Source organism: Arthrobacter sp. NPDC080031 (assembly GCF_040702485.1).
Taxonomy (GTDB): Bacteria; Actinomycetota; Actinomycetes; order Actinomycetales; family Micrococcaceae; genus Arthrobacter.
Genome location: NZ_JBFBLA010000009.1, coordinates 71,493 through 86,478 on the forward strand (window position 1 = coordinate 71,493; position 14,986 = coordinate 86,478).

Annotated in this window: 8 protein-coding genes; 5 read left to right on the plus strand and 3 right to left on the minus strand. The window is 61.4% G+C overall.

The genetic code is table 11. The features are described 5' to 3' along the window. The first annotated feature begins 17 nt into the window (after positions 1-17). The 5 genes from AB0323_RS09385 to trxA all read left to right on the plus strand — a co-directional run bounded on the left by AB0323_RS09385 (position 18) and on the right by trxA (position 5,973). Positions 18-518: an NUDIX hydrolase gene (locus AB0323_RS09385; RefSeq protein WP_366177155.1), complete on the plus strand. Its 501-nt coding sequence runs from the start codon at positions 18-20 to the stop codon at positions 516-518. 60 nt (positions 519-578) lie between these two features. Beyond that, on the plus strand, positions 579-2,660 hold the full coding sequence (gene murJ, locus AB0323_RS09390; RefSeq protein WP_366177079.1) for a murein biosynthesis integral membrane protein MurJ: 2,082 nt from the start codon (positions 579-581) through the stop codon (positions 2,658-2,660). Between the two features lie 143 nt (positions 2,661-2,803). Beyond that, positions 2,804-4,468: an ABC transporter substrate-binding protein gene (locus AB0323_RS09395; RefSeq protein ID WP_366177080.1), complete on the plus strand. Its 1,665-nt coding sequence runs from the start codon at positions 2,804-2,806 to the stop codon at positions 4,466-4,468. A 185-nt stretch (positions 4,469-4,653) separates the two neighbouring features. Beyond that, on the plus strand, positions 4,654-5,610 hold the full coding sequence (gene trxB, locus AB0323_RS09400; RefSeq protein WP_364538719.1) for a thioredoxin-disulfide reductase: 957 nt from the start codon (positions 4,654-4,656) through the stop codon (positions 5,608-5,610). Positions 5,611-5,646: 36 nt separating this feature from the next. Further along, positions 5,647-5,973: a thioredoxin gene (gene trxA, locus AB0323_RS09405; protein ID WP_133203770.1), complete on the plus strand. Its 327-nt coding sequence runs from the start codon at positions 5,647-5,649 to the stop codon at positions 5,971-5,973. Positions 5,974-11,938: 5,965 nt separating this feature from the next. Here the strand turns inward: trxA and AB0323_RS09410 are convergent. From AB0323_RS09410 to rsmG, 3 genes are all read right to left on the minus strand, one after another. Then, the gene (locus tag AB0323_RS09410) at positions 11,939-13,126 is read right to left on the minus strand and encodes a ParB/RepB/Spo0J family partition protein (RefSeq protein ID WP_366177081.1); all 1,188 of its coding nucleotides are present in this window, start codon (positions 13,124-13,126) and stop codon (positions 11,939-11,941) included. Between the two features lie 67 nt (positions 13,127-13,193). After that, positions 13,194-14,249, minus strand: a complete 1,056-nt coding sequence (locus AB0323_RS09415; protein WP_366177082.1) for a ParA family protein — start codon at positions 14,247-14,249, stop codon at positions 13,194-13,196. An 86-nt stretch (positions 14,250-14,335) separates the two neighbouring features. Beyond that, the gene (gene rsmG, locus AB0323_RS09420) at positions 14,336-14,986 is read right to left on the minus strand and encodes a 16S rRNA (guanine(527)-N(7))-methyltransferase RsmG (RefSeq protein WP_366177083.1); all 651 of its coding nucleotides are present in this window, start codon (positions 14,984-14,986) and stop codon (positions 14,336-14,338) included.

Consider the following 14,986-nt stretch of genomic DNA (forward strand, 5'->3'; position numbering starts at 1 on the left):
GGAGGACGAACGCACCATTGCCGTCGGCAATTGGTGCCCACGTCGCGCCCGCTCCGCACCCGGCACAGGCTGCCCTTCCGACGGTGGAAGAAGTCTCCGCCGGCGGCGTCGTCGTAGACACCTCCGACGGCGAACTGAGGGTTGCGATCATTGCCCGCCTTAATAGGGGTGGCCGGCTCGAGTGGTGCCTTCCGAAGGGGCATCCAGAGGGCAAGGAAAACAATGAGGAAGCAGCCGTCCGGGAGATTGCCGAAGAGACCGGAATCAAAGGCAACGTCCTTGCTCCCCTCGGCAGCATCGACTACTGGTTCACCGTGAGCGGGCACCGCGTCCACAAAACCGTGCACCATTTCCTCCTGCGCGCCACGGGCGGGGAGTTGACCATCGAGAACGATCCCGACCAAGAGGCCATCGATGCCGCTTGGGTTCCCCTCCAGGATTTGGCCCGCAAGTTGTCCTTTCCCAATGAGCGGCGCATCGCCGATCTTGCCCGGGAAGTCCTCCCCGAACACCTCTAATGCGGCCGTTTATCCAGTCTTGACGCAACAGGCAGCCCGGCTCGTGGGACGATAATGACAATGTCTGCCGCCAAACCAACCCAGTCAGTCCAGTCCGGAGAAACACGTTCCAGCGCCGTCATGGCCGCCGGGACGCTCGTTTCACGGTTCCTCGGCTTCGCCAAAACCTGGATGCTCGGCGCCGCATTGGGGCTGGGATCGACGGTCAATGACACATTCATCAACGCCAACAACCTGCCCAACCTGATCTTCCTCCTGGTGGCAGGTGGTGTGTTCAACGCCGTACTTGTCCCGCAAATCATCAAGGCCAGCAAAGGCCCGGACCGCGGCGCGGACTACATCAGCCGGCTCCTGACCTTGGCCGTGCTGGTTCTCTTGACGCTGACGGCGCTGGTCACGCTGGCCGCGCCCATGGTCATCGACCTCACTACCCAAGGCTATTCACCCCAGCAGAAATCCCTGGCCGTAACGTTCGCGTTCTATTGCCTGCCGCAGATCTTCTTCTACGGTTTGTACGCTCTGCTGACCCAGATCCTCAACGCCAACGGCGCCTTCGGGCCCGCCATGTGGGCGCCGATCCTGAACAATGTGGTGGCCATCGCCGGACTGGGCATGTTCATCTGGATCCTTGGTGCCAACAACACCAACCCCCACACCTTGGATAATTGGGGACCCTTCCAGACCTTCCTCATCGCCGGCTTCTCCACTATCGGCGTGCTCGCGCAGACGGCCATACTCCTCGTCCCGGTAATCCGCCTGCGGCTCGGGCTCCGGCCCCGCTTCGGGTGGCGGGGCGTGGGACTGGGCCAAGCAGCAAAACTGAGCGTCTGGACGCTCCTGACCGCCGCCGTCGGGCAGCTCGCTTTCCTTTACGTCATGAGGATCGCCACGATCCCCGGCTCCGAGCGACTTCGCCTGGAGCACGCGCAGGACCCTGCGGCCGCCACCCTCCCCGGTAACGCGGTCCTGGAAGTAGCCAGCCAGCTGTACCTGTTGCCGCACTCGATCATTGCGTTGTCGCTCGCCACGGTACTCTTCAACCGGATGGCCCACGCGTCACAGGCCGGCAACAAAGCCCAGCTGCGCGAAGCACTTTCGCATGGACTGCGGACCATGGCCGTCGCCACTGTCTTCGGCGCACTGGCCCTGTTCGCCCTCGCCGGACCGCTGGGCATGTTCTTCTCCGGCGGGAAGCCACAGGACGGCGTCATGCTCGCCCAGACTCTGACAATCCTCGCGCTGAGCACGCCGTTCATGAGCGCCAACTTCATGATGTCCCGCGTCTTCTACGCCAACGAAGACGCCCGGACCCCTTTCTACATCCAGCTCATGCTTGCCCTGCTCAACGTTGTGGGCGCGTTCATCATCCAGTTCCTGCCGGTGGGCCAGATCATCTTCGCGATCGCCGTCCTGTATACGCTTGGCAACATCCTGTCCGTGGTCATCAGCGTCTGGTTCCTGCGACGCCTCCTCGGCCATGTGGACGGTCCCCGGATCGCGAACTCGTACATCCGCATGGGCTATGCCGCCTTGGGCTCGGCGATCGCCGGCGCCTTGGCTTTGTGGCTCCTGGGCAGCTACCACGCTGACGGTTTCGCCTGGAGCAGCAGGCCTGCCGCCTTGGTGACGGTCGTCGTCGTCGGGCCCGTCATGCTGCTTGCGTACCTGTTCCTGCTGCGCGTCTTCCATGTCAGCGAGCTGCGCGATCTGCTCCGGCCCGTCCTCGGCCGGCTTGGCCGGGGCGTTCCGGTTGCCAAGACGCCGTCCGCGAGCGGAAAGCAGAGCCCGACGGCGGTCCGCGCCACGGTGTCCGACGACACCGGGCTCATTCCGCGCATCTCGGGCGAGTTCGACGCAGCATCCTTCCGCGCCGGTCCCGCATTGCAAACAATCCCCTCCAAGGACGGATGGGATGGCGGCCACGATCCTGACCACCTTGACGATCGGGGCATTGCGGAACGGAAGGAAAAAGTGGACGCGTGGTCCGACGTCGAGAAGTCATATCTGCCGGATGAGGACCTCCCCAGCACCGCGCAAGGGGCCGCAGGCCGCCCGGGCATCCCGTTGCCTGGTCGCCGCACCTATCAGGGGACGCTGGGAAACAACCCATATTTCCGTGGTGGACCCCGCCGCAAAAGGTGACGCATCCTCGCAAACCGGGAGCCGGAAGGGCCCAATCAGCTAGGATCAGAAAATAATACAGGTAGTTGCAGACCACGGGTCAGCCGGCTGGCCGGATCCCGTATTCAGGACCCGCAGCTTCCGGACAGTCATAGGAGGAACCCGTGTCCCACCCGATCGATGTCGGATCAGTGCTTGGCGGCCGCTACAAAGTCACAGCCACCGTGTTGACTTCGCACGACCAGGATCTGGTGCTCGACGGCGTGGACCAGGTCCTCAACAGGCCTGTCAGTATCCTCGTGGCTGGCCCCGGAAACGCCGAGCAGGTTGCCAAGAGCGCCCGCGAGGTAGCCACTGGGGAACGGCCCGGGCATGTCCAGATCCTTGATCTCGGCGTCAGCGACAGCACCACGTACCTCATCACCAACCACAGCAGCGCCCCTGACCTGCTGGATCTCGTCGTGGCCACCAACCCGCCCTACGTCGAACCGTTCTTTACGGACACCCTCGGCAGCGAGATCTTCGGCCAGGCCAGGTCCCACGAACCCGAGACCTACGACGGACTGTACGACGACGAAGAGCACGACGCCGAGTACATCAGTTACGCCGAGGTCGAGCCCACTCCCGCAGGCGAACCACAGCCGGATGCCCCAGCACCTGTTGACCCGCGCCGCCCGGTGGTTCCTCCCATGCCCGCCGGCCGGCCGGCGTCGGCCTCTGGGGGTATCGGTTCCCGCATCGCTGCTGCGGCAGCGGGTGCAGGGGCGGCTGCAGCAGCGGCCGCGGCCGCCGTGAAGGGTACCGGCAGGGCAAACAGCGACGACGGCGAAGCCGCGCCTTCGGGGAGGACTGGATCCCCTTCGGCCAGCGAGTCCACCCGGAGCGCTGAGTCGAGCCGGACCGCTCCGCAGCAAATCCAAGAGGCGCCCGCCACGCAGGCTGTTCCGGCGTCCACCCCTCAGGCGCCTACCTCCGCGAACCCTGCCCAGGAATCCAAAGTATCTCTGTGGTCCGAAGACGACTACGGCTTTGTCAATGAGGGCGCCGGCTCCCGGGGTGCGGGCGCTTCGCGGGATGCGGCTGCCGCTACCGGCGGATACAGCCGAGGAGCATCAAGCTTCCCGGCGACTGCGCGTGAGCAGGCAGAGCCCCTTGACGAAGACGAATACTACGACGAGGAACCAGTCCGCGAGCCCCGTTCCTTCCGTTGGCTCGTGGGTGGAGTCCTTGCCGCCGTCTTGATCGTGGGTTTGATTCTGGCTGTCACCAACCTCGGCAACCTCATCCCCGGAGGGTCGCCCGCGGCCAAGCCATCCTCCACAGCGTCCCAACCAGTAAGTGGACAGCCGAGCAGCAGTGCATCTGCACCTCCGGTCGCAGCGCCTCCGGCCATCGATGGAGTCACTCGCATGGGCGATTTCGAGTTCGCCGCGACCTACGACAAAGACCTGGTCAAAGCCTACGACGGCAATGCCGCGAGTTACTGGTCGGACATGGAATTCGCCACTGCGGACTGGGGTGGGCTCGCTGCTGATGGAGTTTCGCTGCTCGTCAAGCTCAAGGCCCCCTCGCAAGTGACATCGGTCACATTGAGCCAGTTGGGCGCGTCCGGTGGAAACATCAACGTTTACACGAACGACCGTCCGGCCATGGACGGCGCCAAATTGGTGGGCACCAACAGCTTCACGTCACCGGAGCTCACCATGCCGCTCAGTTCCCCTGTCACGGCACAGTACGTAATCATCTCCATCAAATCCCTGCCCAAGCTGACCGCGCCCAAGACACGCTACGGGTTCGGCCTCCGCCTTGCGGAGATCAAGGTCCAGTAGTCGACGGCGGGAGGCGCCTTCGGGCGCAGGCGCTTCCATGCCCTGCGCCGCCGGAAGGTACCCTGAATGGTGGCGGATATTAGGGTCCCCGGGAACATCGGAATATTCCGCGCCGACAGAGGGTTGTGCCATGTGGCCGGCCGCAAGGATCCGGTGCATCGACTAAGGAAGAGGTTCACCCACCAGTGAGCAACGCAGAAAACACCGCGTCCAACGTACGTGATGTCATCATCGTAGGCTCAGGGCCTGCCGGTTACACGGCGGCCGTCTACACGGCACGCGCCAACATGAACCCGCTGCTCATCGCCGGTTCCGTGACTGCCGGTGGCGAACTGATGAACACAACAGACGTCGAGAACTACCCCGGTTTCCCCGAAGGCGTCATGGGACCTGATCTCATGGAGAACTTCGAAAAGCAGGCGGCACGCTTCGGGACTGAAATTCTGTTTGAGGATGTCACCGAACTGGACCTCGACGGCGACATCAAGTCCGTGACCATTGCCACGGGGGAGACCTTCAAGGCACGCGCCATCATTCTGTCGACCGGTTCGGCATACCGTGAACTCGGCTTGGAGAATGAAAAGCGCCTTTCCGGCCACGGCGTCAGCTGGTGTGCAACCTGTGACGGTTTCTTCTTCAAGGACCAGGACATCGCAGTGATCGGCGGCGGCGACTCTGCCATGGAGGAAGCACTCTTCCTGACCAAGTTCGCCAAGTCCGTCACAGTGGTACACCGCCGCGACACCCTCAAGGCTTCCAAGATCATGGGTGACCGTGCCCAGGCCCACGAAAAGATCAACTTCGTGTGGAACACCGCCGTCGAAGACGTCATCGGGGAGGCCAAGGTGACCGGCCTGAAGCTGAAGAACCTCGTTGACGGCACGGAGTCCGAACTCGCCGTCACCGGCGTTTTCGTGGCCATCGGCAACGATCCCCGCACGGAACTCGTAAAGGGAAAACTGGAGCTGGCCCCTGAAGGCACCATCGCCGTCGACGGCCGCAGCTCCAAGACCAGCATCAAGGGCGTCTTCGCCGCCGGCGACGTCGTGGACCCCACCTACCGCCAGGCCATCACGGCTGCCGGTTCCGGTTGTGTCGCGGCCTTGGACGTCGAGCACTATCTTGCAGACCTGCACGCCTAATCGGCACAGCAGCCATCCATTCGAAGGGAAAGAATTATGAGCAACGCTAAAGACGTTACCGACGCCAGCTTCAGCACCGACGTCCTGGCCGCTGAAAAGCCGGTCATCGTGGACTTCTGGGCAGAATGGTGCGGCCCGTGCCGTAAGTTGGGTCCCATCCTCGACGAGATCTCGGTTGAATACGGAGACAAGGTTGACGTCGTCAAGCTGAATGTCGACGACAACCCGGCTATCGCCGCTGAATACGGCATCACGTCGATTCCTGCGGTTTACCTCTTCAGTGGGGGAGAAGTGAAGAGCACGGTTATCGGCGCCAAGCCGAAGCAGTTCTTCGAAAAGGAATTTGAGTCCGTACTGTCCTAGGTCGCACCGCGCCCGCATAGCGGTCGCTTCTGATTCAGCCGGTGGTCCTCGCTTTTGAGCGAGGACCACCGGCTTTTTCGTGCCTTCGGGTACGCTGACCCAGGGGTTCTTCTGCGCCCGGCTAGTGTGATGGTGGTGTTTGCCGGAGGTATTGGTGGGCAGATGGAAGGCCTGCTGCTGGCTTCGCCTGGACACCTTTGTTTATGAACCTTTTCCATATTCAAAGTGAGCAATTCTTCTTGGTAACGGCTTGGACAGGCTAGAGAATTCAGGCGGACCGGAACCCGGCTGGGATCAGCGCAACTGCAGGCGGGTATAGCCTGCAACACGGTCGAAGGCGCACCTGCTCATCTTTGCTTTTTTCGGTCGCGGTTAGTTCCGGGAAGTTCGCTCTGGTACGGCGTTTCCGTTTCGGATATCAAGTTGGGAGTAGTAGATCCCGCTGTTTCACGTGAAACGTCGTTGGCTGACCGCTGAGTTCCGAGCAGATCGCGCTTTTAGGAACGATTCTGGATGATTTCCTGTGCGCGCTCAGCAAGCGCGTCGTTTCACGTGAAACATGGCTACCTGCTTGATTGGTTTCGAGCTGCGCACTCGTTTCACGCCCAGATGCAGGCAGTTGGATGGTTTCCCATGAAATCCCGGCAGTCCTGCGCCCTTGCACGGACCGCGGGCGCGTGCCGAATTGCCAGTCGGTACTGATGCCGCGCTGAAACTCCGTCCGGGATTCGGATCCGTTGACTCCTGCGAGCGGTACCTCTTGCCGACTGCTCTCGGCTCGCCGCCGGTTTAGCGAAGATGCCCGGCCTTGACCAACCTCTCTGTCTAGCGGGGAGTATCCGCAGATACTTCTCCGTGCCCCATGTTTCACGTGAAACACCGTCCCAACCGGAAATCCTAATCACGTGCTCATCGGCCCGGACTCGGTTCACTTGGTTCACTTGGTTACCAGCGTCCTTCACCACCGAACACCCGCAGTCCGTCGTGAGGCGGGTTCCGCACGTTGTAGCACTCAAGGGGTTCCGGCTCTTGGGATTCGGCATCCGAGCAACATTCCTGGAGATAGCAGCTGAACGAATCACCCGCCGAGGTCCTCGCTTCCGAAATTTGTCGTCAGAACTCTGTCCAGGCGACGACGACGCTGGGGCAGAGCTGCTTCGTCGCGCCATACTTCGACACTGTCTTCCGGAAAGGTGCGCCTTGCAATTAAATCTGGTTGTTTCAAGCCTTGCGGTTGGGACTCCGTGCCATGAAATCCGGTCCACCATCCATGCGGGGACGCCGGTGGCTTACGGACGTAGTGATTCTTCCTTTAGGGCGGGCAGGTTAAGGCCCAAACGGCTGGATACTGATCGGGATGAGCCATCGTTGCGCTGCGATTCGATACGCGTGCCGAGACCTGGCCCTGGCATCTAGGCTTTGCAGGCCGACGCTGCGTCGAAACATCTGCCTCCGTAGCCCCAGAAGAACGGTGACTGGCGCTCCCGGTATCCACACGAGGTAGATTTCAAGCTGGTCACGTTGACGGCCCCAGGCGCGTTCGGGGGCCAGGTCGGAATGTGGGTCCGCCCAAGCGCCGCTCAAGGGATTGAATTTGGCGTCTTGAAATCAGCCTTCGAGCATCAGAACCGACAACCAACCGTGGCAGAGAACGAAGGCGTCAGTACTGCACGCTGCACAGGAGCGCCCGGGAGGCTGGCCGGCCGTTATCACCATCTACTTCGCGCAGGGCAGCCGTTGGGCGATTGAACCGGGACTGATGGCGGGGGATAGGGGCCGATCGTGGCGGTCAGGTTCTCAAATACAGCGCCCGATAGCCAGGTCAGGGTCGTCGACCAGCAGTGGTCCGGATCCAGGTAGACCGAGGCTGCGCCTCATTTGCCCTGTCAACGGAGCCCAAACCCCAGCTCACACGTAGGAAGCTTGTCGGAACAGGGTTCGAGAGGACACTGACGCGACCCTGCACCGATGAGCGTGGCCACGGTGTCTAATCCTGAATCACGGCGCCGCGGCCGGCGCCCAGCTCGCTCCCATCGAGCTACTGCCCGGACTTCGGCAGACCCAGTTCCTACCTCACACCTACTGACTTGGTGTTACGAAGCCAGTCCCCCAGCAACGCCGGCCCCCGGAACGATCATCCAGACGCGAAAGGACTATGGGCGCCGAATCGAACATGAACATGCAGCGCCCAGGCAACCTTCGCGAGCCTGGACCCTCCCTCACTGAAAAGTGCAGGCATTGGAAGGTTGGAACATTGGAAAGGCTGGCGCGTGCAGTGCTGATCGCGCCTCCCGGTTTGTTCCAAAGCGCAAGCGAATCCACACGCACCGAGGAAGAGTTCGTATCCCCAGGGAGTGAGTCCTGAGGATACGGACTGCTGAACGTCAGCCGACGATTCCCCTTGTCGAGTGTTCGCTCGGCCCGTGCACCCTCGGCTTGTGGGCCTCCGGTCCGCCAACGGTTCTTTATGACTCCATGTGCTGACTCAAGTGCGGCGGGGCGCAGGCGGCCGTTGCTTCAGAATCGATTGGAAGCCGCAAGCCATCACACACTTAATTTGCGGACCGGCACCGCGATCGGCGACATGCCCACGCCATGAATGAACCATTCGCAGGGCAGGAGAGCGTGCGGTCCGATGGATGTCAGGACTAGATCCTCGTAGTCTAAACGGCTGCTTCTGCGTCGGGCGGCTTGGTGTGCGTCTGCCGAAAGGCAGCCTGCGCCTGCCCTTCCCCCTTCAGTGCCGAGAGAGTCCCCGCTATTGGTAGCGCGAGGCGGCCACAGTTTCACGTGAAACATGACAAGACCTTGAGCCGATACTCGCTCACGTTGGCTCAGAATTCTCGCAGGCCCTGAACCTGCTGACGGGATACGGACACTTGTGGACAATATGGCACCGACCTTCGCCAGCAGCTGCATCGAGACCGCTAAGGATATCCACCGACCGGTCCAAAGTTATGCACATAGTTATCCACAGGGATATCCACCGGGGAAAAGAGCCCGCCTGTGCAGCGACCCAAGCGTGGGCCGGACCGCCATTAGTCCGAACCAATGAGCCGCTCAGCCTGCCACTCGAAATCAGACTTACTCTGGGTCGGAAGCCTTTTGAAACGCCCGCAAATTCGCCAAAATTCGGCCAAATCGAGGTGAAATCGAGCGGTTTGAAGACGATGGTCTTGTTTCACGTGAAACAGAGCCATTGAAGAGCGCAGACACCCGCCCGTGTCACAGCATCGGCCGGATAACGAGCCGCGGAGCTAGGCCCTTCGACGCCTCAAGCCGGCCGACTTATCAACAAAGTTATCCACAGCGATATCCACCGCTGCCCTCAGACTTTTCAACAGCGGTCCGCAGGTATCGAGAGGGGTGGGAGCATCGTGCAAGGGCCACGCTTGGTCTCCCGCCTACCGAGCGACCCTCGCACCGAGCCGCGCTTTTGTACCTCCGTTGACGTCCAGGATCGTCGATAGTTCCAACCGTTCTGTTGAAGTGTCGGACTGCCCCAGTCTCAATGTTCCGACGCTGATCAGCCTAGAGACCCATCTGAATGTTTCCACACCTCCACAATTCGAATGCCGATGTGAACTGGCGGAGGTTCGCGCGCTCAACGTGCGCCGAGAATGCCGCGGATTCTTCCTCCGAAAGTCACGGTGCAGGCGACACGAGTCCAGGCGAATCCAGATACGGCGCGGGCTGCCGTGCGGATGTCTCCCTTCCAACGAATCGCTCGCTATCCGGCTTGTCTCGGAGCAAGCTCATCGCACGGGCACGCACGAACCAAAGATCACTCACACCCGAAACAGGGCCGCGCCGGGAAGGGTAGGCCCAGAACGGGTAGGCCCGGTCAAAGCGCCGAGGATGAACGTGGCGTGAGGACCGTGGGGGAGACCACTCTGCAAACAGCTTCATTCCAAACGAGCACCGCGGCCGATGCCCCGTCTGAAAATCAACCGTCCGGCCATCGGCCTGGGCGCGGATAACCGCTCCAGCATCGACCCTCCCACGCTCGCATCCCAGCCGCTTCGGACTGCAGGGCAATGCGATCACCTTGCCGGTGGAGCCGTTGACGATACTGACCATTGGTTGCCGAGTCCCGGCCGAGGGCAAGCCGAGTCAACTCCCACCCTACGGCTTGGGACCTTCGCTCACGATCCTGGGCGAGCCCCCGCATCGAGGACGCAACAATCCCGGTGGCCGGCTCGGACTCGACCCAGGCTCATCGGTGCCGCCGGGGTCCAGGAGGATCACGGAACGCTCCAGTATGTTCAAATCCAACCGCCAAGCCAACAGGGGAGCAGTACCCGAGGTCGGGGCCTCGAGCTCATGTCGCAGATCCCAGCAAAAGGGTTCAGCATCGCTTAGGTGCGAGATCTGCAGTGGCAATCACTCGCAGTCCCAGACACGAGACGACAACCAGCGCGAGCAATCGGCAAGCCCCCCACCTACCGCTGCATAGTCGCGGATAGCTCCCCGCCCTTGGCTGTTCCCACCGAGCCGAGACCAGCTGCTGGCAATTCCACGTTCCAGACGCCCAAAAGCGCCGCCTAACGCACGCCGCACTCAGTCGTCCGGATCCGCCATCGTAATGATCCTGGGCACCCGTCAGCACGCGTCACGGGCAGACGATGCTTGCTTCTCCTATTGCCACGCTGCCCAGCCAGCCTGCCGGGCAGGGTCGGTGGAAGATGGCAAGTTCGACGCATGGGAAGAAATGGTGGCAAGGCCTGGTCGAGCCCATCGCCACTGAGCCCATCACAACTAAAGACAACTTTCCTTCAGTACTCCAACCTTAGCCGGGTCCCGGGTGACCCGATGGGCGTAGCCCAATGCAGGAAATCCCCTTCTAAACGCTGAGTGGACAGAAGCAGGCCAATCAAGTGGCGCCTTCTGAGGCGCCTCACCGAGCCGGTTCGCAAGACATTGGTTACGTACTGCGAGTCCACTATCAAATATCGAACCGCAAGCCCTGAATTGCTCTTGGCCCAGCCTGTAGTCCCCGGTTTCACGTGAAACCGAGCGTACTGACAGCCGACCTCAGCGTGGCTACCAGGCCACCTGCCGGACTGACCTGTTCAGGCGAAAGTGAGATCAAGGTGTGCGGCCATCAGGGACGCACGCGCCGGGCCGGCTGTTTCACGTGAAACATCTGCACCTCAGCGAGACACAGAGAAGGTGGCCAACTGGGCGCAGCGTGCCCGGACCAGCACGCCCGGACTATTGGGGCATTACCGACTGTAGTTCAGCCCAAGGTCTGGCGCTGTGCAGGCGCAGGCGCAGAGTCCAGGTTGAAGGTTCTTCAGATGCGCCCTAGCGCGGACCTTGTCGCGAACACATGGGAAGGACGACCGTTATCTCCATCCACAAAGGAAGGCGAGCGAAATGGACCCGAAGGCCCAAGGTCAGATCGACCACGAACCGCAGATCCCTGAGTCAACAGCGAAGGATCGAGCGAGGCTCACAGGTCAACAGTAGGAGAAGGCGAACGTGCCCTACGGTTCACGTGAATCGCAAAGACATGTGGTCGCAAATGAGGCTGGCAGCCACGACCGAAACTTAGGGGAGCCCGGCATTCCTGTCACGTAGGCATGTTCCAGCGAGCTCGAGCGGAAGCGTTCGAGAGAGCACTCAACCGTGCGTTTGCCGAGGCGACTCAAATCGGACCATCGCAGCGGGCAGATGAGAAGACCGACTCCTACCTGCTTATGGGCCCAGCCCGATGCGTTTCACGTGAAACACAAGTGACAACCCGGAGCAGAGCGGCTGGCCGCGACGGACACTCCAGGGAAAGCGTGCAGGACCGCTGTACCCGCAGGGGAAGGCGCCAGCCCGAGAGCACGTACACCGCTCCAACTACGATGAACATCGCCACGGAATCAACTGATCTCCGCACACCCACGAGCACCATTAAATGAAAATGGGGCCTGCCTCCTCAGAAGCAAACCCCAGTTCCTGAGAAATCGAGCGGCTAGCCTTCATCTCCGGGCGCCAAAACATCCATGATGCGGTTCAGATCCTCGACGCTTGCAAACTCAATGCTGACCCGACCCTTTCGGGCCCCGAGGGTGATCTTGACGTTGGTGTCCAGCCGATCGGAAAGAGAAGATGCGAGGTAGTCGAGGCGCTCATGGCGCGCATTCGGGCGCGGGATGCTGTTCTTAGGCGGCACCGTAGGATCCTGGTACAACGCCACTGCTTCCTCAGTTGCCCGTACGGACATTCCTTCAGACACAATCTTCTGTGCGAGACGCTCCATCGCGGCTGCGTCGGGAAGAGCGAGCAGTGCGCGGGCATGGCCGGCCGAGAGTACGCTGGCGGCAACGCGTCGCTGCACGAGGGGAGGAAGTTTGAGGAGGCGAAGGGTGTTGGACACCTGCGGGCGGGACCGTCCGATCCGATCGGCCAGCTGCTCGTGGGTGGTACCGAAGTCCTCCAGCAGTTGCTGGTAGGCGGCTGCTTCTTCCAGAGGGTTCAGTTGGCTGCGGTGCAGGTTTTCCAGCAAAGCATCGCGCAGGAGGTCATCATCATTGGTGTCGCGAACGATCGCGGGAATGGTTTCGAGCCCGGCGGCCTGTACAGCCCTCCATCGCCGTTCACCCATCACCAGTTCGTACGGTTCTCCACCCTTTTCGGTTGAAGTACGCACAACAATTGGCTGGAGGACGCCTATTTCCTTGACGGAGTGAACCAGCTCCGCCATGTCGTCCTCGTCGAAGACGCTGCGTGGCTGCTTGCGGTTGGGATGAATGTCCCCGACCGGGATTTCGGCGAAGCGCGCCCCGGGAACCTCGACAAGTTCGACCCCGGACGATTCCGCGGGAACGGACTCGGAAAAAGCGCCATCGGCAGTATCATCGGCAGGCTCAGACGCGGCCTGCTCTTCATCGGCGGTGACCTTCGCAGCGGGCGACTTCGCAGCAGGAGCCTTTGCCGCCGTCGTGCTCCTGGACGAAGAGCCTCGCGAAGGCGAGCTCTTCGCTACCTCGGTCTCAGGCACTTCAGGAGCATCCACCGTCTCCGGGGTCTTGCGTGCGTCAGGGAAGAAGAGGTCCACAGGCCGGGACGTCGGAACGCCATTGCCCGATGCACCGGCCGAAGCGGAGCTGGGAATGAGAGCCCCAAGACCCCTACCCAGGCCTCGTCGCTTTTCGCTCATTAGTATGTCCCTCCGGTGGAATGGCAAGAATAGAGCCCGCCAAGGATATTGCAGTGATTAAGGAAGTCTAGCGCTCGGCGATTTCCGCGGCGGCTTCCATGTAGGACAACGCGCCGCTGGATGACGGATCGTAGGTCATCACCGTCTGTTGGTAGCTTGGAGCTTCCGAGATGCGCACGGAGCGAGGAACCACGGCACCGAGAACTTGTTCCGGGAAATGCTGCCGGACTTCGGAAGCCACCTGTGCGGCCAGGTTCGTGCGGCCGTCGTACATGGTGAGGAGGATGGTGGAAACGACCAGATCAGCATTGAGGTGCTTCTGGATCATTTCGATGTTCTTAAGGAGTTGGCTCAGGCCTTCCAATGCGTAGTACTCACACTGGATCGGGATGAGTACCTCGCTGGCCGCGCAGAAGGCGTTGACCGTGAGCAGGCCCAAGCTGGGCGGGCAGTCGATGAAGATGTAGTCCAGGCGACCTTCACCATTCTTTGCGCGTTCCTTCGAATACACATCGATTGCGCGGCGCAGGCGTTGCTCCCGTGCCACGAGGGAAACCAATTCAATTTCGGCGCCCGCCAGGTGAATGGTTGCCGGGGCGCAGATGAGATTGGGAATATCAGGGCAAGGAGCCACAACGTCACGTAGCGGGAGATCGTTGATCAGCACGTCGTAGATACTGTCGACGTCGGCGTGGTGCTCAATGCCGAGAGCGGTGGACGCATTTCCTTGGGGATCGATGTCGATCACCAGGACATTAAGTCCAGCAGAAGCCAAAGCGGCCGCAATATTGACGGTAGTGGTGGTCTTTCCGACGCCGCCCTTTTGATTGGACACGGTAAAGATCCGGGTCTTCTCCGGCTTGGGGAGCTCGCGCCCCAGCAGCCGTTCGCGACGTCGGGTCTCGTTGGCGAGCTGGCGCGCAATAGGGCTGGAGTCGTCGATGGAGTCCATGACGTTGTCGTGTCCGGCAATCAGGGTTTCACGTGAAACAGCGGCGTTCGCAACCGAATTCGTGCGCATCAGCGCCGATTCAAAGGACGCCGAGGGTGCAGCCATGGCCCGAGCCGACCCCAAGGAAATAAATGGCGGGATCCGCTGGGTGGAGGTTTCGCTACTGCCCACTGTCACACTCTCACTCTCATTCGGCTCTAGCTGCCGTTCTCTAGCTTAACCGCTCAGTCGGGGACACGCGGGACACAGCGCCGAAGCTAAGCGATCTTCCCCTGTTTGTTAACGACAATCCGCACCACGGTGGTGGGTTCTTCCAGCAGCTCCTGCCCACAAACCACAACAGACGTTTCCACGCCGCCGAGCCTGCGGATCACTTTTGCTGCTTGCTCGATCTCCTCAGCAGCACTGCGGCCCTTGATCGCAACCACTTCACCCTTGCCGTTGAGCAAGGGAATGGTCAAGCCAGCGAGCTTGGACAGCGCAGAGACAGCCCGCGCCGTGACAACGTCCGCGTCGACCATTCCCACTGCGAGTTCGGCCCGGGTGCGCATGACGGTGACGTTGCCCAGCCCGAGGTCGTCCACTACTTCCTGAAGCCAGATGACGCGTCTCTCCAGGGGTTCGATCAGCGTGAGTTCAAGATCGGGGCGTGCAATCGCCAGGCACAAGCCCGGAAGCCCCGCGCCAGAACCAACATCTGCAACGTGGCTTCCGTGGGCAATCACCGACTCGATGACCGCGCAATTGAGAACGTGCCGGCTCCACAGGCGGGGAACCTCGCGCGGGCCAATCAGCCCGCGCTCGGTTCCCGACGTCGCCAGATGTTCTACGTACCGCTGGGCGAGACCAAGACGGTCACCGAAAATCTTCTCTGCCGCCTGGAGTTCGGCTGCCGTAATTTCAACCAT